Consider the following 22691-nt stretch of genomic DNA (forward strand, 5'->3'; position numbering starts at 1 on the left):
TACATGCAATCATTAAACAAATTATTCCGATGAATCAAGTGTGATATAAAATTAGCATGGCCGGATTGGACTGTCAAGTAAAAATTAAGACGCGTACCGCTCCGTCATGCGGCTTACACGTATCCGATGCTCGCAACCCCGTTCAAGCTGAGCAGTGCAGGCTGGACGCCGTCCCGCGCAGCGTCGCGCGGCAGCTTGATCGTGCGCGACTCGCCGGCCTTCAGATCGAAGCCGTTGTCGCTCAGCGCCCCGGACACATCCGCAATCCACACGTCCTTCGCGAAGACGCGGCTCGTCACCGTCCATTCTTCGCCGTCCGCGGTCTCCTTGCGCTGGATATCGAAGGCTGGCGTCTTCAAGCGAAGCGCATGCGGCTTGCCCAGCAGATAGCTGTTTCGCGCAAGCAGCTGCTCGCCGTCGTACAGATGGACGAACAGGACGACGCGGGAAGGATCATGCCCGCCGATCGCGATTTGACCGACTCGGGTCGAACGGCAGCCGGTTCCGACAGCCTCGATCTGTTCCGTATGCACCGCCGTCTCCGTCTCGATGTCGTACAGCTCCACGACGATGCTGCCTTGGAAGTCGCCGCGTTCATGGATGAGGAACAGCTCGGCTTGGCCGGAACCCGGCGCGATTTTCGCAAGGACGTTCGGCGTTTGGAAGCTGCGTTTCATCGCGTAATACGACGGTTTGTATACTTTATTGTAATCCACGATCGACCAGCTGATCGACGGCCATAGGTCGCTCCACTGCCAGATCAGCGCCCCGGACGTATCCGGCATGCGGGAAATCCAGTGCTCGACGGCCAGTCGGAGCGCATTGGCCTGCATGAGCTGGTTGACATACACGAATTCCCGTTTGCTCGCCGGCAGGCGGTAATCCCCAGCCGTATAATACAGGAGCCGCTGCAGCCCGTTCGGCGCCTTCTGCATGCTGACGAACTTCGGATCGCGCAGATCCGCCTCCGGGTCGACGGCATCCAGCACCTGCATGGACGGGTACGACTGCATGCCGAACTCCGACAAGAAACGGCCGTTCACGCTTGCGTAATCCTCGTACGGATGCGTCCGTCCCCACACATGCCAGTAATGCATGTCGCCGCACGATTCGTTATTCGCCGAGCTGTCGACGCTCAAATCGTACGGGCTGGTCGGCCAGTACGGCCGCAGCGTGTCGACGGCCGCGGCGTCCGCGAGCACCTCGAAGAACAGTCGCTCGCCATAACCTTCGCGGCGATTCTTCTTGCTGTTCACGATAAAATGCTGGTTCTCATTGTTCCCGCACCACAAGACGATGCTCGGATGGTCGCCGAATTCGGCGATGACATGATCCGCTTCCCGCCGCACGAGCGCGCAGAAGTCGTCGTCGTCCGGGTAATCGCCGCACGCGAACATGAAATCCTGCCAGACGAGAACGCCGAGCCGGTCGCACGCCTCATAGAACGCGTGGTTCTCATAAGTGCCGCCGCCCCAGATGCGAATCATGTTCATGTTCGCCGCCGCGATCGCTTCGATCTCCTCCACATAGGTCTGCGGGCTGTCCAGATTCGGATACAGCGTGAGCGGAATCCAATTGACGCCCTTGCACAAGATCGGCACGCCGTTGATCTCGAACACGAACTTCCGTCCTTGCTCGTCATACGGCTGGGCGATTCGAACTTCGCGCACGCCAACGGTGCACGCGGACTTGGAATGGACCTCTTCCGCGCTTACGTCGACTTCAAGCCGGTACAACGGCTGCTCGCCGTAGCCGATCGGATACCAGCGCTTGGGATTCGCGATCGCTAGCGGCGCGGCGCAGCGGTTCTCGCCTGGCGCCAGCTCGGCCGATACGGCGTGCTCGGCGACGATGGCATCGCCGTCGAGCAGCCGCCAGTTGATCGTCGCCGTCCGCTCGGAACCAGTCGTATTCGCGATCCGAACGCTAGCGGACACGAGCGCTTGCGCATCCGATACGAACGGCAGCTGGTAGACCGGCTTCTCCGCGCGGATGCCGCCGTGCGCTTCGACGCGGACGGACTGGTGAATGCCGACCGTCACCAGTCTCGGCCCCCAGTCCCAGCCGTAGCCATATTGGGCTTTGCGGCCGAACAACCGCGCGGGAATTCCGTTCCACAGCTTGAGCGGATCGCCGAATTGACGCTCCTTCTCCTGCAGCGTACGGGTAGGCGAAGCGATCCGGATGAAGAGCTCATTATCCGCTTGGGCAAGCTCCGTAATGTCGCAGCGCACGGGCACCCACATATTGTCCGTGCGCGCGATCGTCTTGCCGTTCAGCTCGATCTCGGCGTACGTGTCGATGCCTTCGAATACCAGCTCGATCCGCTTGGCGCCGAGCGAGTCGGGCCCAAGCCGGAACGTCCGGCTGTACGTCCAATCATCGTGCTCGACCCATTCGATTTTCTCCTCCAGGAGCGTATCGTACAGATTCGGCAGCACGCCCTGCTCGGTCAAGTCCTTCTGGACGAAGCCGGGAACGACGGCCGGATAGGTCGTGCCCGTACGCTCGTTCTTCACCGTCCAAGCGCCGTCTAGCGTGATGGATATCATAAGGGGACCCCTCTCGTTTATGGAAATTTATTGCATGGTCTTCAGCGTTGCGCCGGGAATGAAAGGTCCGTTGATCAGCAGCTTCTCGCAGGGGCGCGACGGGTCGCAAAGCCGGCTCATCAGCACCTCGACCGCTCGCTTGCCCATGAGCTCGTTCGGCACCTCGATCGTGCTAATCGCCGGTAGATCCGCGTTGCCCGGCGTATGGTCGAAGCCCGTGACGGAGACGTCTTCCGGCACGCGGACGCCTTGCTCGCGCAGCGCGCGGATGACGAGCTCGGCATGGGAATCGTTCGCGCAGACGAACAGCGACGGCCAGCGCTTGCGGCCTCTCATTCGGGTGAGCTCGGCTTCGATCGCCCCTTGCGGGTCGTCCCCCAGCCGAAGCAGCGGATCATCCGCGGACGGAAGCGGCAGCGACTCCTCCTCCAGCGCGATTCGAAAGCCGAGCAGGCGGTCATGGAAACTGCGGGAATAAGCAGGATCGCCGACGAAACGCATATCCGCATGTCCCATCTTCACGGCCCGCTTCGCGAGCTGCCGCATACAATCGTAATTATTCATGAACACCGTATCGGTCGGCACGTCCTCATCCTCATGGTCGATCAAGACGGCGGGGATTCCGAGCGCGCGAATATCGCCAAGCAGCGAACCCGCGATATAACCGATCCCGATCAACCCGAGCACGCCATCCGGATTAATGCTGTTCATGAACCGTTCCGAGCTGCTCTCGGTGACCATCATGACGCCGACGTCTCTAGCGGTCAGCTCGGCCAGCACGCCGTCGATAATCCGACCCCAATAAGAGGACTCTCGATGCTGGAACCTGACATCGGGCATAAGAATGATGATCGTGCCGGCTAGCGCGCTTCCCCGCTTCTCTCCGCTTTCTTGGATCTCCGCTTTCTTGCGGCTCATCTTGATCGTCTTGCGGTAGCCGAGCCGTTCGGCCACCTCCACGATCCGGCTGCGCGTCTCTTCCGCGACGCCCGGCTTGCCCGAGAGCGCCTGCGACACGGCGAATTTGGATACGCCGACCTCACGGGCGATTTGCTCCATCGTTACCTTCTTCAACCTTACCAACTCCGGTCTATGCGATGTGTATGGCTTCGTTCTTGTTATCCTAAATATACTTGATTGTTAGGTGCATAACAATGCCGCGAAATCATAACGAATCGCGAGAATGAACCGGATCAGCGGTTAAGGAGTTCATTCTCCAGGTAGAAGACCAGCTTGAAGCAGCCCGCGCATGGGAATAGGGGCTGCTCGTCGCGATGGGAATAACATGCGCATAACGTTAGGCTTGCAGCTGCTTGAGTTCATAGAACGCGCCGCGGGCGCCGATCAGCTCCTCGTACGTGCCGACCTCCTCGATCCGTCCGTTGTTCATGACGACGATGCGGTCGGCATCGCGGATGGTGGACAGCCGATGGGCGACGATGAACGTCGTCTTGTCCTTGATCAGCTCCTGCATCGCTTGCTGGACGACATGCTCCGATATGTTATCCAGCGCCGAAGTCGCTTCGTCGAGCAGGATGATGCGCGGCTCCCGAATCATCGCCCTGGCGATCGCGATCCGTTGACGCTGGCCGCCGGACAGCTTGCCGCCGTGCTCGCCGATCATCGTATCCAGCCCCTGCGGCATCCCGTCGATCACGTCCCGCAGATTCGCCAGCTCAATGACGCGCCGCAGCTTCTCCTCTGGCACCTGCTCCAGTCCGTACGTAATATTATCGCGAATCGTGCCGGAGAAGAGCACCGTCGACTGCGGGACGACGGCGAGATTGTGCCGGTAGCTGCGCATATCCAGCTCGTCGAACGGAATGCCGTCCACCTTCACCGTGCCCGAGTTCGGTCGATAGAAGCCGATCGCCATATTCAGCACGGTCGACTTGCCGGCGCCAGATGCGCCGACGAATGCGATCGTCTCGCCCGACTTTACCCGCAGGCTGAAGTCCTCCAGCACATGCTTATCGGTATCGCCGTAGCTGAACCGGACGCGGTCAAATTCGATGTCGCCCTTTACGGGGCCGCATGGTTTCGTCCCCTTATAGGCTTCCGTATCCGTGGACAGCAGCACCTCCGAGACGGAGTGGATCGACTCCAGACCTTTGGCGATCTGCGGGTACACGACGATGATCTGGTTCACTGCCATTAGAATCGAAGAGAAGAAGCCTTGATACATCACGACATCGCCGACGCCGATAACGCCTCGTCCCGCCTGCCAACAGCTGAAGCCGAGGCAAAGCATTTGGAACAGCGTGAACGTCACCCAGCTGGACGAGCCGAACCACGCTTCCATCACGTCCAGCTTATACCCTTTGGACTTGATGCTGCGCAGCGTGCGATCCATCTTGTGGATCGCAGTCTCTTCCAGCCCGTGCGCCCGCGTGACGGGAATCATCTCGACCGTCTCCGCCACCTGTCCGGACATCTGCTCCACTTCCTTGCGGAATTCGCGGTTGCCCAGCTGAATGCGCCGGCGGAACGCGAAGACGATCGCGACCGCGAACGGGATGACGAGAACGAAGAACGAGGCGATCGTCAGGCTGGTCGTCAGCGTGATGGCAAGCGCCACGACGACGTTCAGCACCGCCGGCACGAATGCGTACATCATTTGCTTGGACATCGTCTCGATCGCCTCGACGTCGCGGAGCACCTTGGACTGCATGCGGCCGGATTTCATGTCGCTATGATAGGACATGGACAACCGCTGCAGCTTGCGGATCAACGTGCCGCGCAGCGCCGCTTCGATGTGCCGGGAAGCCCGGCTCATGAAGCTGACGTGCGCGATCTGAGTCGGAATGTTCTGCATGATGACGACCGAGACGATCGCCAGATCGATCCACAGCCATCCGAACCCCTGCACGCTCGGATCGCTGAGGTGGTTGATCATGTCCGCCGTAATAATCGGAATGACCCACACGGGCGAATGCTTAATTAAGAAAAAGAACGTCGACAGCGCCAGGTTAAGGCGTTGGCCGCGGTACAGGCTGAGCAGCGCCCTTAACGCCCTGCCCTGCTTAATATGTCCTTGCTCGAACAGCTGCTCGACGTCAAGCGGCTGCATATCGGCGGAAGAGGCGGTGTTCATGGCGCGGTCGCGTGCTCCCTCGCTTCATGCTCCAGCCGCTCGAGCATCTCCAGACAGGCGCGGCCGTTATGGTACGGGCATTTCCACGGATTGGCTTTGACCTTCGAGAGCGGCTCGCCGTTCTCCGTGACGCTCCAATACCACTCGCCGTATTGCTTGTCGACCAAGAAGGCTCGGATGAAACGCCAGGAATGAAGCGCGGCTTCCCGATACCGGTCCTCACCCGTCAGCTGATAGGCATTATAGAACCCCACCATCGCTTCCGCCTGCGGCCACCAATCCTTGTTCCGGTCGATCAGCCCTTCCGGCGTGCCTTCGTTCCACAGTCCGCCGTCCTCGTCGACGCCTTCCTTCAAGGTCGCATCCGCCATCTGAATCGCGACCGCCTTGGCACGTCCGAATAATTCGGCTTCGCCCAGCACATCGGCCGCTTCCGTAATCAGCCAGCTGCCCTCGATGTCATGGCCGTAGGAGATATGGGCGGATTGCACGCACCACGCGTCATCGAAGAACAAATGGAAGTGTCCGTTCGCCTTGTTCACGATGCGATCCAGCGTCAATTCGATGACGGCCGCAAGCTTCTGCTTCAGCTCATCCTCCGGCCATACGCGGTACAGGTTCGTATAAGCCTCCATGATGTGGAGGTGATTATTCATCGTCTTGTCTGCCTTCACGCCGTGATGGCTCAAGCTGTAATCCTCGAACCGCTCCCAATTGCGCGCGAGCGCCTCGAAGTAGCCGCCATGAACAGGATCGAAGGCATGTCGCTCCATCTGACGGAAAATCCCGACCGCAAGCTCAAGCGCCTCCCGGCTGCCGGTCGCGCGGACGTATTCCGACAACGCGTACAACGCGAACGCCTGACCGTATACCTGCTTCTTCTCGTCTACCGGCACGCCGAACGCGTCGACCATCCAATACATGCCGCCGTGCTCCGAGTCCGTGAACTTCTCCGTCAAATACCGGTAGGCGCGCTCGGCCAATTCAAGGTAACGCTTGTCATGCTTCGTCCGAAACGCGGAAGCGAACGTCCACAGCAGCCGCGTGTTCAGCACCAAGCTGCGGTGCGCCGCCGGATTCGGCGTTCCGTCCTCCGCGATTTCGCCATGGAACCCGCCCTTATCCGCGTCGACCGCGTGCGTCATCCAGAATTCCAAAATGCCGTTCTTTAATTCTTGCCCGATCTCTTCTTGCCATGCCGCTAACGACAAGCTCATATAGAATGCTCCTCTACTCTGTTCGTTCACTCCTGTTGTTCAACCGCGTCATCATTTGGCTGTCCGCAAGACGTACGGCATCGCATCCCTGCCTCGTGGGCGGACCCGCCGCCAATATGGGCGGAATCCGCTTACCGGTGGCGGACCCCGCCATACGCGCCGTGCCTTGCGGAAGCCGTTATAGAAGTCGGTCCTACGTCAATTGATTGAGCTTCGTCTGCACATGCACGTCATCCGGGCGGCATACCGCCGTAAGCTCGCCTTTCCCGTCCGCGAAGAACAGCACGCTGCGCTCGCGCTCCAGCTTGAAGGCGTAGCTGGCCCCCGTCGCCGGATCGCCGACCTCGATATCCGCATCGGTGCCCAGCTCCGAGACGAAGACGAACAAGCTGCCTTCGTTGAACGCAAGCTTACGTCCGTATACGCCAGGCAATTCGCCGCCTTTATGCCACGTAAGCTCGCTGCTCACTTTCGCCTTCGCAAGCGCCTGCTCGTAGACCGCTTGAATAACGTCCTTGCGCTCGTTGAGCTCGATCGGCAGCGGACACCAGACGACCGTGCCGCGTCCGGCTTGAACCGTAATCAGCTTCGCCGCTCCCGCGTCTCCCGCCGGCACTTCCTTGTTCGTATCGGCAATCCGCTGGCCGCCGAAGGATACCGGATAGAGGCGGCCGTCCAGGTCGAGCAGCTCTTCCCGGCGAATGTTGACGACATCCGTCTCGCCGAGCACGTTCGCCAGCCGCTTGTTCACGCCCCAATAGGCATCCAGGCTGACCGGTCCCGTGAGAAGCAGCGTGCCGCCCTTCTCTGTGATCCGCTCGAGCAGCTGCGCCATGGCTTCGTCGCGGAAGTTGTGCGCGCTCGGCACGATGATCAGCGGCACGTGCTCGTCGCCAAGCCGATCCAACTGGTACTCGCCGATGCCGCGTACCGGCAGCTTCATGTCGTAAGCGAGGAGTCTGACAAGACGGCTCGTTGCGTCGTAAGCCAGCCTGCGGTTGCCCAGATCGTTGGAATAAGGGAACACGACCGCGATCTCTTCCAGCTTGCGGCCTTCGAATTGACCGCCGACCTGCTTCATGAACGCGCCGAATTGGTACGAGACGTCCGCCTCCGGCTTCTCCGTGCCGTCCGCGCGCAGCGCGCCGATGTTCGATTCGTTCACGTTGTTCATGTAGAAGTTCGTGTTCCACACCCATTGCACCGCGCCCGCTCCGCCCGTCGCGAACGCATAGGCGTATTTGCGCTCCAGAATGTTCCGGAGCTCCTCTTCGCTCCGCTTGGCCTTGCCGTCCGCCGTCTCGACGTACATGATGCCGGTCTCCTGCACGAGGTTCGGCTTCTGCGGATCCTTCGTGAACACGCCGTCCCAGACGAGATTGTCCATCTCCCACCACGTATGCACGGTTGTGTAATCGACCGCTTCGGCGTAGAAGAACGGCGTCGGCCGCTGCGACGGAAGCCCTTCGTCCTGTCCGACCGTGACGAGCTGGTTCGGGACGATCCGTTTGATGGAAGCCGTCAACTCGGATGCCCATACATTGTGCATATCCATGGAGAAGAGACAGTAGTCAAGCCAGCGAAGCCCCCGCTTCATCCCGCCGACGTCCTGCACGCTGAAGTTGATGTCGGATGGCTCCGGCGCGATCGCGGACTCGAAATCCGGCAGCTCCGCCGGCGTCATGTTCCACCGCTCCTGGAGCGCTTCGATCGTGCCGTGCCGCTGGCGCAGCCAAGCGGTGAAGCGCGCCTTCTCGAACGGATCGCGCGCCGAGCGCGGTCCTTGGAACAGCCGCTTCGGATCGAACATCGTCGGCTCGTTGATGAGATCCCACTGCACGTTCTTCGTCTCGGTATGCCGGGAGACGACCGAGGCGATGAACCGCTTCTGCGCCTCGACGCTGCGCGGGTCGAGGTACGGATTCGCGCCCTCCCACGCTTCCGGCGTGAAGGAGAAGAAGTTGAACGTCAGCTCCAGTCCGTGCCGAGCCGCCGTCAGGATGAACGCGTCGATCGCCCGCAGCGTCTCTTCCGTCGTGTGGCCGTCGACGAACGCGAAATTCCGCCATGCCGTCCAGATGCCGGTGCGGATCAGGTTGATGCCCGCCTTCTCCATCTGCGCCATATCGCGGTTCCAGGCGGCGACGTTCGGCAGGAACAGGAACTTGCGCGCCACGTCCGAAGTCATGTACGTCATGCCCACGATCGGCATCGGCTTGCCGTTCTTCACGAAATAATCGCGTCCGCAGCTTAGCGATTCGCCCTGGGCAAGCAGCTCGCGGTCCATCCCCCAGAAGCCTTGGCGCAGCGTCCGGCGCTCGCCGTCGCTTGCTGTGATTGTGCAGACGACCTCGTACAGGCCTGCCTCCACCCCGATCGGGAGCGCGGCGCGCAAGAAGCCGATGTCGTTCGACGTCCTCAAGTCGCCTTCTCCGCTCCATACCTCGGCGCCTTCGCGCAATACGCGCAGCGCGTAACGCCACGAGCGCGAGTCAGCGCGGCGAATCGTCTGATATTGCAGCGACAGCACCGGCTTCTCGCCCGGCTCATAGCTCGCGTAGTTCGGCTTGACCCACGCCTCTGTCACCGGCCGTCCGGCGAATGCCGCCCACGCCTGCAGCGCCTGCGCGCCGCCATTCGTCCAGAACGCCTCCTTCAGCTCCTGGTTGATCAGCACCCAGCGCCCGCCGGCAAAATCGCCTTTCGTATGCTCCAGGAGCACGGCCGGCGCAGCCACTTCGCGGCCATCCTTCGAGATTCCCTTCAGCAGCGGATAAATGTGCGCGTCCATCGGGCCGCTCGAGCCGAGCTGATCCGGATGGTCGTCGCTGCGCGTCACGTGCAGGACAAGACCGTAGGTGTCCTCGATGCCGAACAGGGATTCATGCGAGGCGAACAACGGAAGATCCGCGTTATGCGCAAGCGCAGCGATCGGATCGCGTTTGACGCGAAGCGTCTCGTGGATCAGCAGCTGCGCATGGTAAGCGGTCTGCTCGCGCTCGGCCTTCCAGACGCCTCCTTCGTCGTTCACCGGAATCTTGAACGGCGCGCCGCCCGCATGCAGCAGTCCCTTGCCCTGGCGCAGATAACCCAGAATCGCACTCCAAGCCGCCTTCGGGAAATATGGCCCGTGCAGATGAACCAGGCATTCGATATGATCGTCGGCCAGCGCTTCGGCCAGTTCGTTCGCCTTCACAATGCGGAATGCGGCGCTCAGCTGCTCGATCGTCTCGGAAGACAGCGGCTGACCCGGATATGGAAATGTTTCATCATAAAATAATATCGGCTTCATAGGAGAGCCTCCTTGTTAGGTATGTTTGGTTCATGTTATGATTTTCTCAGTCAATTTAAGCGCTTTGTTAGCAACCGTCAAGAGGAGAATCCAAACTTATGGCCAAAATATCGATGCAGACCATCGCGGATCATCTCGGTTTGTCCAAGTATTCCGTATCGCAGGCGTTGTCCGGAAAGTCCGGCGTCAGCGAGGAAACCCGGCAGCGCGTTTGGGCTGCAGCCAAAATGTTAGGTTATCGTTTGGCAAAATCAGACATTGAATCGGCCGCCGCCGCTACGCCAGCCTCTTATATTCTGGTCTGGACCGATGAACGCCAAGCGCAGGATCCGGCTTATTGGGGACGCGTCCTGTCCGGCATATCTGCGGGCGCGAGCGCCATGGGCTGGCATTATGTGATGATCTCCGGCAGCGGTGGCAATACCGGACGTCCCTCGTTCCCTCATTACCTCGACGAAGGGCTATGCCTTGGCCATCTGATCGTCGGCCGAATGCCGACGGCATCGGTCGCCTCCATCTATCAGATGGGACAGCCGATCGTGCTGATCGATCACCGCGATCCGCTCATCGAAGCCGATTCAGTGTTCAACGATAATGCGGAGAGCGGCGCCCGGCTGGTCCGGCACCTGGCGCAAGCCGGCCGGCGTTCGCTGCTGTTCGTCGGCGACGACTCGTTCGCCGTCAGCTTCCGCGACCGGTGGACAGGATGCCGGCAGGCCGTGGAGGAGTTAGGCGGACGGGCATCGGGCTGCGTGCTGCGCAAGCTCACCTTCCGCTACAAGGAGACGGGGTGGCAGGAGAATCTGGGGCGCAAAGCGGAGCAGCTGCTCGCCGAGCATGACATCGACGCCATCGTCTGCGCCAACGACCACATCGCGCTGGAGCTCATCCAGCTGCTGAAGAAACGCGGCGTCGACATTCCGGGACGGTGCGCGGTCGCCGGCTTCGACAATATCGAGCAGGCCGCCTACTTCGATCCTCCCCTGACGACAACGGAATTGGCGAAGGAAGCGCTCGGCTACCGCGGTGTCGAGCAGCTCGCCCGCCGTCGGGAGAACCCCGGCGCGCTCGCGGAACGCATCGCGCTGTCCTCCCGGCTGGTCGTGCGTCAGTCCGGATAGACGGTACGAAAGGGGTTCGCACCTTTGATCCCACTTTTGATGTTCCCTCCCCCTTCCCCCTCCGCCGAGGGGAACCATAGGGCTTCGCCCTCTGGACTCCCGTTTTCGTGCTGGCACGTAAGGTGGTGGAAAGCGGGGGCTTTAGAGCGTGGCACGCTTTTGTCCTGGAGGACAAAGCTTCAGTAGGTTTTGAAATCAATCCTAAGACATAGGCCTGTCATATAGTCCATGGGGGGCTTCATCTAAACGGCAAGAAGGCTCGCGGCCCCAGGCCGCGAGCCTTCTTCGGTTCGACTTCCTTGCCCTCGCCTCTGCCAGGCGCGGACGCTTACGAATGATGCTTCTCCTTGTACTCCTTCGGCGTCATGCCGAACGTCCGCTTGAACAGCTTATTGAAGTAGACGGGATCAAAGTAGCCGACCAGCTGCGAGATTTCGTAATTGCGCAAATGCGGGTGATCGGTCAGGAATTGCTTTGCCTTCTCCATCCGCAGGCCGATGACATAGTCGGTCAGCGTGAGCCCTGTCCGGTTGCGGAACAGCCGGCTAATGTAGCTGGCGCTCATGCCGACCGTCTTGGCCAGCTGCTCGAGCTCGAAGTTTTTGTTGTACTCCGCATTCAAGATCCGCTTGAGTTCTTCGACCGCGTAGTGGTCCCGCTCTTCGCCTTCCGCAAGCCCATCCTCCGCCGCGCCCGATTCGGCCGCAGTCCCTTGATGGACGGACGCGAGCAGCTCGTGCAGCTGCGCCGTATCGACCGGCTTCAGCAAATAATCCTTTACGCCCATGCGCATCGCCAGTCTGGCGTATTCGAATTCCCCGTAGCCGCTCAGCACGGCGATCGGCAGATCGCGCCGCGCTTCCCGCACCTGCTCGATCAGCTTCAAGCCGTCCATCATCGGCATTTTAATATCCGTAATGAGCAGATCCAGCGCGTCCGGGGCCAATTCGAGCACATGCGTCAGCGCGTCTCTGCCGTTGGCATGGGAGCCGACGACGTTGATCGGCAAGCTCATTCTCGACATGATTTTGGCTAGTCCCAGACGTATGAATTCCTCGTCGTCCACAATGATGATGTTCAAGCCTTAACGCCGCCCTTCCGCCGAACCTGTCTATTTCCCACCAGTGTGCCGCATCGGCGGGGAAGTTGCAAGTCCCGCCTTTATTTGACCGCGCCGTTGGTTACCCCCGCGAAGATGTAACGCTGCAGGAACAGATAGAGCAGCGCCGTCGGAATCATGATAATGAGCAGCGCCGCGGACACCATCTGCCAATCGCCGCTGTTGTTGCCGAAGAACCGCATAAGCGACGTGGACACGACGACCTTCTCCGGACTTGGCAAATACAAGAGCGGCACGAAGAAGTCGTTGTAGATGCTGATGACCTTCAAGATCGCGATCGTCGCCGTCGCCGGCACGAGCAGCGGGAAGATGATCGTCGTGAAAATCTTAAGCAGCGACGCGCCTTCGATCATCGCGCTCTCGTCCAGCTCGTACGGAATGTTGCGGATAAACTGCAGGTAGATGAAGATCATGAGCACGTCGGCGCCGACATACAGCAGCACCGGTCCGCCGAGATGGTCGTGCAGGCCGAGTCCCTGAATCGTTTTGAAGTTGACGACCTGCGTCGTAATGCCCGGGATGATCGTCGCGAACATGAACAGTCCGATAATCAAGCCGCTGCCTTTGAATTGGAACCGGCCGACCGCATAGCAGAACGCCGAGCCGAGCGCGATGTTCAGGACAAGCGTGCACACGATAATGATCAGCTGATTGCCGAACGCCGACGTCATGTCCGCAGCTTGGTAGGCTTGGCCGAAGTTGCTGAAATTCAGGAAGCTGTCCGGCAGCGACGTCGCCGGCTTGAGATTGAATTCTTCGCGCGTCTTGAAGGCATTCGCCACGATGATGTATGGCGGGTAGAGCACGCCGAATACCGCGACGAGCAGGGAGAGGTATTTGACCGTCGTCCAGATCGGAGTTCGTCTTTCCATGTTAGTCTTGGCCTCCCCGGTTCAGAAAATAACGTTGTATCGAAAGGAGCACGACGACGAATGCGAGCAGCACGACGCTCATCGCCGACGCCAGTCCATAATCGTTGAACTGGAACGCCGTCTCCACGATTTTCATGACAAAAGTTTCGCTTGCGCCCGCCGGTCCGCCCTTCGTGACGATATACGGCAGATCGAATACCTCGAGCGCGCCGGTCACGGTTAGGAACAAATTGAGCTCGATGATCTTGTACAAATTCGGCAGCGTAATATGAAGGAACGATCTCCAGCCGCCAGCCCCGTCGATCGCCGCCGCTTCGTAGATATCCGACGGAATCGCCTGCAGTGCCGCCAGATAGACGACCATGTTAAAGCCCATGAACCGCCAGAACCCGATCGAAGCCAGCGTGTAGTTGATCATGCTCTCGTTGCCGAGCCAGCTCGTGTCGCTGGCGAAGCCCAGATGGCCAAGCAGGAAATTGAGCGAGCCTTGCGTCGTGTCGAACACGTAGCTGAACAAATACGCGACCGCGACGCCGTTCAGGATATACGGCAGAAACAGCATGAGCCGGAAGAAATTCCGCCCTCTTAGCTTGCCGTTCAGAATGACCGCGAAGTAAATGGCGACGATGTTCTGCACGATACCGATCGCGAAATAGGCGAAATTGTTTTTGAACACGCCGAAAATCTCGGGATTGCTGAACACTTCCTTATAGTTCTCCCAGCCGATATAGTCCGAAGACGGACTCATGCCATCCCAGTTCGTGAAACTGAGGCGAATCAGCTCTAGCGCGGGATAGTAAGCGAACGTCAAGAGCAGCAGCACCGGAACGGCGACGAACCCGATGATAATGATTTTTTTCTGCGTGGAAAAGTTTAATCTGCCCAGCATGTGAACCCTCCCTCCGATTCCTAACGCCTGACAAGGGGGGCAAGGTCCGCATGCGCCCGGAAGCGCCGCGTCCTTGCCCGGTTCGTTAGCCCCGGTCAAGCTTCTCGTCTATTGAAGCTTTTTTCTCGCTTTTGCCCATTGCTCATTCGCCTTATCGATGACCTTGATCGGATCCTTCGCCAGCACGAATTCCTGCACGAGCGCTTCTTGGTCGATTTTCGCCTCGTTCTGGATTTGGGTCGCTTTGTCGTTACCCGCCACCGCTTCGACGAACGTCGGTTTATAGCCTTTGAACTCGGCCAGCTGCGCAAGACCGGATTGCTTGTTCTTCAGCGTCGGGATGAAGCCCGCGAAGTCCTCGTAGCCGGATTCCTCGATCATCCAGTGAATGAACGCTTTGGCTGCCGCCGTGTTGCCGTCCTTGTTGACCGCGTAGAAGAAGTCGGAGCCAAGCGGCGCCTTCGGTGTGCCGCTATTGTCGGCTGGGAATGGGAAGAAGCCGACGTCCTCGGATTTCGCGCCCGCGCCGATGACCTGGTTGATGACCCAGTTGCCAAGGCCGTACATGGCGAATTTGCCGGTCGCGATGTCTTTCTTCGATTGCTCCCAGTTCGTGGAGTTGACGTCTTTCTCGAGGAAGCCCTTGTTGTACATCTCGCGGATGATGCTCCACGATTGGAAGTAAATGCTGTCCTGGGCGTAAGGCGTATCCGTCTCGGCGCGCAGGTTGGCGATGTCCGGCTTGCCGGAGATGATCGAGACGACGTCATTGGACCAAGCGCCGAGCGGCCATTTGTCCTTGAAGTTGGAGGCGAACGGCACGATGCCGGCGTCCTTCAGCTTCTGGCTCGCCGCGTAGAATTCGTCGAGCGTCTTCGGCGCTTCCGTAACACCCGCTTTCGCGAACGCCTGCTTGTTGTACACGATGCCGAATGTGTTGCCGCCGGATGAGACGCCGTAATTCTTGCCTTCGAACGACTTCAGGTCCTTGAAGTTCAGTTCGCCGGAGAACGGGATATCGTCGAGCGGCGCGAAATATTTCGGGAAGTCCGCGTTCGGGATCGCGTCGGCGATCAGCACGACATCCGGGTAGGTGCCGGAGGCGATGCGCACTTTGAGCTGCGCGTTATAATCGTTCGCGATCGACTCGAATTTAAGGTCGACGCCCGGGTATTTGGCTTCGAACTTCTTCTCGTAATCGTTGTACTCCTTGTCGATCATGTCCGTGCGGTTCGTCAGGAACGTAACCTCGCCCTTCACCTCGGTGTTGGCAGCGCCTTCATTCGTCGCCGCGCCCTCGCCTTCGGCATTGCCGCCAGCTGCGGCGTTCGTGTTGGCATTCGTGCCGGCATTGCCGCCTTCGGCAGCTTCCCGGTTATTCCCGCCGTTGTTGCCGCCCGAGCAAGCCGACAACGAAAGCATGGCGACAAGCGTCATCGCAAGCAGTGCTGATTTTCTCATTTTCCCATTCCCCCTGAAATATTGGTATCGCTTTCATCGAGCACATGGTTAGTGTATCTCACGACCAAACGAGTGGAAATGGTCTGAATTGTTATTTATAGTCTTACTTTTACTTTTGCTAAAAAAATCATAATTTTTGCCTAACTCGACCACTAAAATCACTTTTAACCGTTTTCATTTCGTGAATTTCCGAAATAATTAGGAGATTACAAAACAAATTGACGTTTTGTTATTCAATTGTTATGATCAGGGGCAAACGCATGAATATCTTAACTAGAGTGAGGCGATGTATGATGAGCATGAAGGATGAGCATGGCAGGAACGAACGGCTTGACATGAGAGACGAATACTTCGCGGGCATGACGTGGGGGTGGACCGGCGTCCGCGGGACGTGGGCCGCTCCCGAAGCGGAACGATCGATGACGTTGATGGCCGAGCGGCTCGGCGTCAATTGGACCGCCATATCGTTCGGGGCGCTGCAGGATCATCCCCAAGCGACCGAGATCAAATTCGAGGAAGAGCCGACGGTGACGGACGACGAAGTGCGCGGCGCGATCCGCCAGGCGAAGTCGCTCGGGCTGAAGGTCGTGCTGAAGCCGGTCGTCAATTGCCGGAACGGCACCTGGCGCGCGCACATTAATTTCTTCGACATTGACGTGCCGTGCGAGCCGAAGTGGTCGGATTGGTTCGCCTCCTATACCCGCTTCATGCTTCATTACGCGCGCATCGCCGAAGAGATGGGCGCCGATATGCTCTGCATCGGCTGCGAGATGGTGCAGACCGACCGCCGCGAGCGGGAATGGCGGCAGCTCATCGCGGACGTTCGCGAGGTATACTCCGGCCCGATTACGTATAACTGCGACAAATATCAGGAGAATCAGGTTGCTTGGTGGGATGCCGTCGACATCATCTCCTCGAGCGGCTACTACCCGATCGACGATTGGGAGGCGCAGCTGGATCGGATCGAGCCGACCGTGCGCAAGTTCGGCAAGCCTTTCTTCTTCATGGAGGCCGGCTGTCCGAGCCGCGAAGGGTCGCCTTATGTCCCGAACGACTGGGGGCTTGAAGGCGCGCCGAGCGAGCAAGCTCAGGCCGACTGGTACGCCGCCGCATTCGCGGCTTGCGACGCCCGCCCTTGGGTGCAGGGCTTCATGCTGTGGGATTGGCCGCCGAAGCTGTACGCGCCCGAGGATGCCGCAGGCAATGACGATTACTGCATGTACGCGAAGAAAGCCGAGCCGATCGTGCGCGATTATTACGGCAAACGCTTGAAGCAAGCGGTGTCCGGCCAACCGGAAGCGCGGTAATGGCCTGAGAAGCTCAAGTTATCTAGCACTCTTATCTCCCAATATTCACCATGCGACAAAAAGCCGACTTCGTGAAATCCGAAGTCGGCTTTTGTTGTGTATGCAAACCGGCTACCGTAATCCGGTCATCGCATAATAACACGGTACGCAAATGAATCTTTCGGGGGGCGTCACGACGTCCTTCTCCTCTTCTCTGGCGGTGCGGCCGCCATAAGGCATTAGCTCCATCTCGTTATCCGACCCGCATTGACAGCAGCGTTTGACTTCCATTTTGATCTCCTTCGCATGCCTTGCTCTCGATCATTTCACCTGCCTCCTGCATCCAAACCTTGTCGTATAGACGCACGAGCGGTATATCGTGGTCCCTGCTCACCTTCTCGCCCTTGCTTCCTTCCACTTCGCGTTCATGGACTGGAAGCCTTCGTCAAGATTCTTGGCCGCGACAAGCTCTTGAATGAAATCGCCGGACCAGAAGGCGATCTTCGCCTTGTTGGCGATCGAGAGGAACGTCTCGCTCGGCACCGTGCTCTCCAGCAGAATCGGATCATATGACAGAAATTCCTTGTACTGCGGCAGCGTCGGCTCTTTGTTCGTCTCCACGGACAGGAAGCCCGATTGCTCCACGTAGCCCGATTCGCGCACGAAGAACGTGATCCACGCCTCGGCCAGCGGCTTGTTCTCGCTGAACTTGCTGATGCCGACGAACCAATCCGGCGAGATCGGCGCGTATCGTCTGCCCGGCTTGTTATCGTAGGGGAACGGGAAGAAACCGATATCCTCGGGCTTCGCCCCCGCTTCGATCACCTGCTTGATCGACCAGTTGCCCATCAAATACATCGCGGCGCGTCCGGTGGCCAGCTCGGCCTTGGACGTCTCCCAGCTATTGGACATCAGATCCCGCTCCGTAAAGCCTTGATCGACCAGCGTGCGCACGATCGTCAGCGCTTGTCCCCATGCGTTGTCCGTTCGCCACGGGTCGTCGACCTCCGCCATCGCATTCAGCGTGTTCGGATCGCCGGTCATGAAGCTGACGAGCCGCTCGCCCCATTCCGTCATCGGCCACTGCGCGCCGTAGTTGATATAGACCGGCACGATGCCCTTCGCCTTCAGCCTCCGGCACGCCTCGTAGAATTGCTCCAGTGTTAACGGCACCTCGGTTACGCCCGCCGCGGCGAATGCCCGTTTGTTGTATACGATGCCGTCGGATGAGATGCCGGTCGCGATGCCGTACCGATTCCCCTGATACGATTTGAAATCCGCAAAATGGACGTTCTCGAACATCGACGCCGGAAGCGGCTCGAAATAACCGGACAGCTCCTTCGTCGACAGCTGGTTCGGCAGCAGCAGCACATCGCCTGCTGTTCGCGTCGCAAGCCGCATCATGACGTCGCTCTCGTAATTGGTCAACCCCTCGAAACGGATATCCACGCCCGGATGCGACTGCTCGAATTCGCGGGCATATGCGTCCATGGTACCGTTCTCCATGAGATCGATCCGGTTAGTGAGCACCGTCAGCCTGTTCCCCGCTCCCGCCGATTCGATGACAGAGCCGCCTGCCGGCTCCTTGTTCGCCTGCCCGCCTACGTCCCCCGCGCCGCTGCAGCTTGCCGCCAGCATTCCCGCGACGGCCACGGAGACGGTCAGCTTCATGTATCGCCAAGTCGTGCTCATCCCGCATCCCCTCCTCTCTCTACGCGTGTCATGCCGATGTCCGTTTGTTCGCCGCGCCTGGCCGCCATGAGCGGCAGCCGTATCGTGACCGCCGTGAAAAGCCCGGGCATGCTCTCGATGTCGAGCCCATACGCGATCCCCCCGTGCAGTTTGATCCGTTCGTTGACATTGACCAGCCCGATCCCCTCTTCGCCATCCGGCGCCCCGCGCATGAGCTTGGCGCGAAGCCGTTCGAGCGTCTCCGGTTCCATGCCAAGGCCATCGTCCTTCACGGTGATCTCCACGTAACGCTCCGTCTGCCGCGCCTCGATCTCGAGCGACATGTACGGCTTGTTGTCGTCCAGGCCGTGCAGCGTGGCATTCTCCACAAGCGGCTGCAGCAGCAGCTTGGCCATCGGATAAGCGAGCAGCTCGGGCGGGATTCGCGTCTGCAGCCGGAACCGGTTCGGATAGCGTCGGTTCAACAGCTGCACATAATGGCCGATATGGGCCAGCTCGCGCTCCAGCGTCACCTCTTCGTTCACGTTGCTGATGCTGTAGCGCAGCTGCTTGCCGAGCAATTGAATCATATCCGCCGCGTCGACGTCGTCGTTGAGTTCGGCGGCCATGCGGATCGTCTCCAGCGTGTTGTACATGAAATGCGGATTGATCTGGCTTTGCAGCGCATGCATCTCCGCTTCCCTTCGGCGGCTCTCGCTTCGGAAGATATCTTGAATCAGCTCCTCGATGCGCGCGATCATCCGATTAAACTGTCTGCCGAGTTGACCGATCTCGTCTCCGTATCGCACCTGGAATTTCGCCTTGAAATCGCCGTCCTGCACCGTTCGCATCAGCTGCATCATCTTGCGCAGCGGCTTCGTCAACGCGAACGACACCAGGGTGGAGATCAGCAGCGCGAGCGCGACGGTCCCGAGCGTGGCGGCCAGCGTGACGTTGCGGATGACTCTGGAATCCTTGGTCAGCGCGCGTTCGGGAATGGCCGCGATCGCCTTCCACTCCGTATTGGGGCTTGTCATATAGATGAACAGCTGGCGTTCGCCTGCCAGTTCCCCGTAGAAACTGCCTTGTTCGCCCTTCGCGTTCGCGTACATCGGCTCGTCCGATATATCGGCGGCCATCCGGGTCCGATCGGCGCTATAGATGACGCGCCCTGTCTCGTCCACGATGATGGTCTCGCCCTGCGTCACGTCATCCAGCGTCTTGATCTGGGCCTGAATGACCGACATATCCGCATCGACCGCGATTAAGCCGATCGGCTGAAGCGCCTTGTCGATGATTTTGCGGACGACGGTGAACGCGTACTTATCGCTGTTCAGCATGCTGACGTACTTCCGGGTTCCGAGCAGCACCGCTTCTCCTCCGGATACCGACGCCGCCGATTCCCACGCCCGATAGCTGTCCGCGAGGTTCTGCCGAAGTCCGCCGGATTCCGCCTGGCTGTAAGCGTTGCCATACAAATCGAAAATATAGACTGATGTCGCCCCGCGCTTAATGTTGTTGATGAACGAAACGTTGCCCTGAATGCCCCGCTGAATTTGCAGCAGCTGATCGAATGCCGGCGTCGCGGCCGCGTTCCCGTCCACGCCGATCTGCTCGCGCTGGGCGTAATATTCATTCGATCGGGACAGATTGAATTTGATGTCATCCTGATAGGCCGGAACGGAGGTCATGCTGACCATATCCTCGATGTAATCGTCGACCCGCCCCATCATGCCCTCCAGCATGTTCGTCGAATATCGGATGGCCGTCCGCTGCGTGGACTCCGCATAATTCACGTACGAGAAGTAGCTGATGAACGTCAGCGGCATGGTGACCAGCAGCAGGAACACCAGCAGCAGCTTCCGCTCCATGCGCATCTCGATCACCCGCGTCCATTGGCGGCGCAGGAATTGGCTCATTCTGTCATGTTCCTCTCTCTCGCGTTAGTCCCTTAAGTGTAAGCGATTTCGCTTGGCATGCCTAGAGGTGAGGGAAGGGGCTTCGCCCCTTTGAGCCCAGCTACTACCAACCTTTTCAAAACTTTCACTCTCGACATTTAGAACACCCTCGCCTCTTCAAGCTTTTTCCCTCGCCCCTTCCCCCTCCGCCGAGGGGAACCAAGGGCCCCGGCCCTTTGGATACCCGAATGTAGCGTGACTCGATACGCGGCCGTCTTCGATGTGTCCTTTCGTGCGTATACCGCATGTCCTAACGGACAAAGCTTTCGTTCGAGCTTCGTACGACACGTTATGCCTGGGGTGGTGACTCGTCTGTTCGAGTTGAAATGGCGCTTATGTGCTGACCATCGCTTTCGTCTGCTTCCGCAGACACGCTTTACTTTTTGGTTCACTATTAAAGACGCCGGCCGCTCTTTAAGCGACGGTCCGGCGTAAATGCGTTATTCCGCTTCGATCCGCGAGGCCACGACGCGGTCGCGGCCGCCGCGCTTGGCGGCATACAGGTTCCGGTCGGCTTCCGCGAGCAGTGTGGATGCTGCAGCCATGCCGGCGGCGGCCGTACAGACGCCCAGACTCGCCGTGACGGCTAAGCCCGGCGCGATCGCCCCCCAATCCGCCGTACGAATCGCCCCGCGCAGACGCTCCGCGAAGGCGAGGCCTTTGACCGCGTCATAGCCGGGACAGAGCAGCAGAAACTCCTCGCCTCCGAGCCTTGCGGCTTTGGCCGGCTCGATCGCCGCCGCATCCAAGATTTTGGCAACCTGCACCAGTACTTGATCGCCCTTCTCGTGTGACAGGGTATCGTTGATCTGTTTGAAATGATCCACGTCCATGAGCACGGCGGTCACATGCTGACCGCGCGTCGCGTTCATGAGCATGGCGTCGAGCCGTTCGCCGATGACGCGCCGATTGAACAGGCCCGTGAGCGGATCGCGCTGGGCCAGCTCGCGGAATCGATCACTGCTGCGTCGCGCCTCCTCGGTCTCGAACACGGCATGCAGGATCCGTGCTCTGGCCTCCCGTTCGGACGAACGGAGCGCGTCGGCTTCCGCATGATATTCCCGGTATTCTTCATACGCTTCCTTGTAGCGGTCCATGGCGGCGTATAGCTGGGCTTGCTCCAGCCGAATGCGGGCTACGAAGCCTTGAAAGCCGTGCTTCAAGCAATTGTCCCGGGCTTCATTCAATGTCTCTTGCGCGCGCTCGTGATGGCCTTGCAGGCGCTGCGCTTCCGCGACCGTTATTTGGCATTCGAACATCGCGAACAGATCGCCGAGCTTGCCGCCGCTCCGGTAGGCGTCGAGCAGCGGTTGGAGCGTGCGTTCCGCGGCATCCGGCCTACCCGCCAGCAGCCCGATGCGAGAGATCGTATCCAGCTGCGAGGGCACGAGCGGAATCCCGTGCCGCGAGGCGAAGGCGACCATCTGGCCCGCGAGACGCTCCGCTTCCTCCGCGTCCCCGACTTCATATCTCGTATACGCCATGTTGTTCAGCAGGTAGAGCTCCTGCTGCACGTGATGGATGGCGGCGTCGATCGCCATGATTTCTTGATATCTGCGCCTAGCTTCCTCGTATTCGCCGTTGGCATCGAGGGTGAGCGCAAGGACCATCAGATGATTGCCGCGCGTCTGCGGCAGCGAATCCTCCGGCAAATACTCCAGGGAATGAAGCGCGTGCTCAAGGGCGCTGGACATGTCGCCCAAGCGAAAGAAGAACGCCGACAGATGCCGGCAGCATCGGGCCAGCACGGCCATATCGCGATTCCGCTCCGCCCAAGCATGGATCCGCCGAATCGTCTGTCCGGCTTCCGCGAGATCCCCGCCGCGCATGACGGCGTTCGCTTTGATCAGCTGCGCCCTGCTGTGATACGCATCCGGCAGGCCGTTGGCCGTCAAGTCGCACGCCGCTTGGCCGACGGCAACCGCCAAGTCGACGTTCTCATAATGAATCATTTCCAAGTCGTTCAGCAATCGCGCATAGTCGTCCTCGTTCCGAAGCGTCGATCGTTGCGCCGTCGCCGCTTGCCGCCAATGCTCGTCGAGCAGGGTGAAGCAATACGGACAGCGACTCGTCACGGCCTGAAGCTCGGACCAGCCGATCATGATCTTGCATTGCGGGCAGCGATCAAAATGGAACTGCAAACGAAATAACCCCCCGC

The 22691-nt window shown here is 59.5% G+C and carries 14 protein-coding genes; 2 read left to right on the forward strand and 12 right to left on the reverse strand.

What is annotated here, in order from left to right:
* Positions 1–113 precede the first annotated feature (113 nt).
* From ACFSKT_RS04390 to ACFSKT_RS04410, 5 genes are all read right to left on the reverse strand, one after another.
* Complete coding sequence (locus tag ACFSKT_RS04390) at positions 114–2552, reverse strand: beta-mannosidase (RefSeq protein WP_377720578.1); 2439 nt, start codon at positions 2550–2552, stop codon at positions 114–116.
* A 27-nt stretch (positions 2553–2579) separates the two neighbouring features.
* Positions 2580–3626: a LacI family DNA-binding transcriptional regulator gene (locus ACFSKT_RS04395; RefSeq protein WP_377720579.1), complete on the reverse strand. Its 1047-nt coding sequence runs from the start codon at positions 3624–3626 to the stop codon at positions 2580–2582.
* Between the two features lie 223 nt (positions 3627–3849).
* Positions 3850–5646, reverse strand: a complete 1797-nt coding sequence (locus ACFSKT_RS04400; RefSeq protein ID WP_377720580.1) for an ABC transporter ATP-binding protein — start codon at positions 5644–5646, stop codon at positions 3850–3852.
* Positions 5643–6863 carry an AGE family epimerase/isomerase gene (locus ACFSKT_RS04405; protein ID WP_377720581.1) on the reverse strand — a complete coding sequence of 407 codons (1221 nt, stop codon included), beginning with the start codon at positions 6861–6863 and terminating at the stop codon, positions 5643–5645. The genes ACFSKT_RS04400 and ACFSKT_RS04405 overlap by 4 nt, the downstream gene beginning before the upstream one ends.
* Before the next feature lie 193 nt (positions 6864–7056).
* Positions 7057–10155 carry a beta-galactosidase gene (locus ACFSKT_RS04410; protein WP_377720582.1) on the reverse strand — a complete coding sequence of 1033 codons (3099 nt, stop codon included), beginning with the start codon at positions 10153–10155 and terminating at the stop codon, positions 7057–7059.
* A gap of 98 nt (positions 10156–10253) precedes the next feature.
* Between ACFSKT_RS04410 and ACFSKT_RS04415 the strand changes: the two genes are divergently transcribed.
* Entirely contained in the window at positions 10254–11276 is a 1023-nt protein-coding gene (locus tag ACFSKT_RS04415; RefSeq protein ID WP_377720583.1) for a LacI family DNA-binding transcriptional regulator, read from the forward strand.
* A 328-nt stretch (positions 11277–11604) separates the two neighbouring features.
* Here the strand turns inward: ACFSKT_RS04415 and ACFSKT_RS04420 are convergent, their stop codons facing one another.
* From ACFSKT_RS04420 to ACFSKT_RS04435, 4 genes are all read right to left on the reverse strand, one after another.
* Positions 11605–12357: a response regulator transcription factor gene (locus tag ACFSKT_RS04420; RefSeq protein ID WP_377776305.1), complete on the reverse strand. Its 753-nt coding sequence runs from the start codon at positions 12355–12357 to the stop codon at positions 11605–11607.
* Between the two features lie 80 nt (positions 12358–12437).
* Positions 12438–13268, reverse strand: coding sequence for a carbohydrate ABC transporter permease (locus tag ACFSKT_RS04425; protein ID WP_377720585.1), 831 nt, complete (start codon positions 13266–13268; stop codon positions 12438–12440).
* Between the two features lies 1 nt (position 13269).
* Positions 13270–14157 carry a carbohydrate ABC transporter permease gene (locus ACFSKT_RS04430; protein ID WP_377720586.1) on the reverse strand — a complete coding sequence of 296 codons (888 nt, stop codon included), beginning with the start codon at positions 14155–14157 and terminating at the stop codon, positions 13270–13272.
* 108 nt (positions 14158–14265) lie between these two features.
* Positions 14266–15618 carry an ABC transporter substrate-binding protein gene (locus ACFSKT_RS04435; protein WP_377720587.1) on the reverse strand — a complete coding sequence of 451 codons (1353 nt, stop codon included), beginning with the start codon at positions 15616–15618 and terminating at the stop codon, positions 14266–14268.
* Between the two features lie 293 nt (positions 15619–15911).
* Between ACFSKT_RS04435 and ACFSKT_RS04440 the strand changes: the two genes are divergently transcribed.
* Positions 15912–16925, forward strand: coding sequence for a glycoside hydrolase family 113 (locus ACFSKT_RS04440; protein ID WP_377720588.1), 1014 nt, complete (start codon positions 15912–15914; stop codon positions 16923–16925).
* Positions 16926–17294: 369 nt separating this feature from the next.
* Here ACFSKT_RS04440 and ACFSKT_RS04445 read toward each other — a convergent pair whose 3' ends face one another.
* The 3 genes from ACFSKT_RS04445 to ACFSKT_RS04455 all read right to left on the reverse strand — a co-directional run bounded on the left by ACFSKT_RS04445 (position 17295) and on the right by ACFSKT_RS04455 (position 22674).
* Complete coding sequence (locus tag ACFSKT_RS04445; protein WP_377720589.1) at positions 17295–18596, reverse strand: ABC transporter substrate-binding protein; 1302 nt, start codon at positions 18594–18596, stop codon at positions 17295–17297.
* On the reverse strand, positions 18593–20494 hold the full coding sequence (locus ACFSKT_RS04450; protein ID WP_377720590.1) for a cache domain-containing sensor histidine kinase: 1902 nt from the start codon (positions 20492–20494) through the stop codon (positions 18593–18595). The genes ACFSKT_RS04445 and ACFSKT_RS04450 overlap by 4 nt, the downstream gene beginning before the upstream one ends.
* Positions 20495–20973: 479 nt before the next feature.
* Positions 20974–22674, reverse strand: a complete 1701-nt coding sequence (locus ACFSKT_RS04455; protein ID WP_377720591.1) for a tetratricopeptide repeat-containing diguanylate cyclase — start codon at positions 22672–22674, stop codon at positions 20974–20976.
* Positions 22675–22691: the final 17 nt, after the last annotated feature.

It is taken from the genome of Paenibacillus xanthanilyticus, assembly GCF_042682185.1.
In the GTDB taxonomy this organism is placed as follows: Bacteria; Bacillota; Bacilli; order Paenibacillales; family Paenibacillaceae; genus Paenibacillus_Z; species Paenibacillus_Z xanthanilyticus.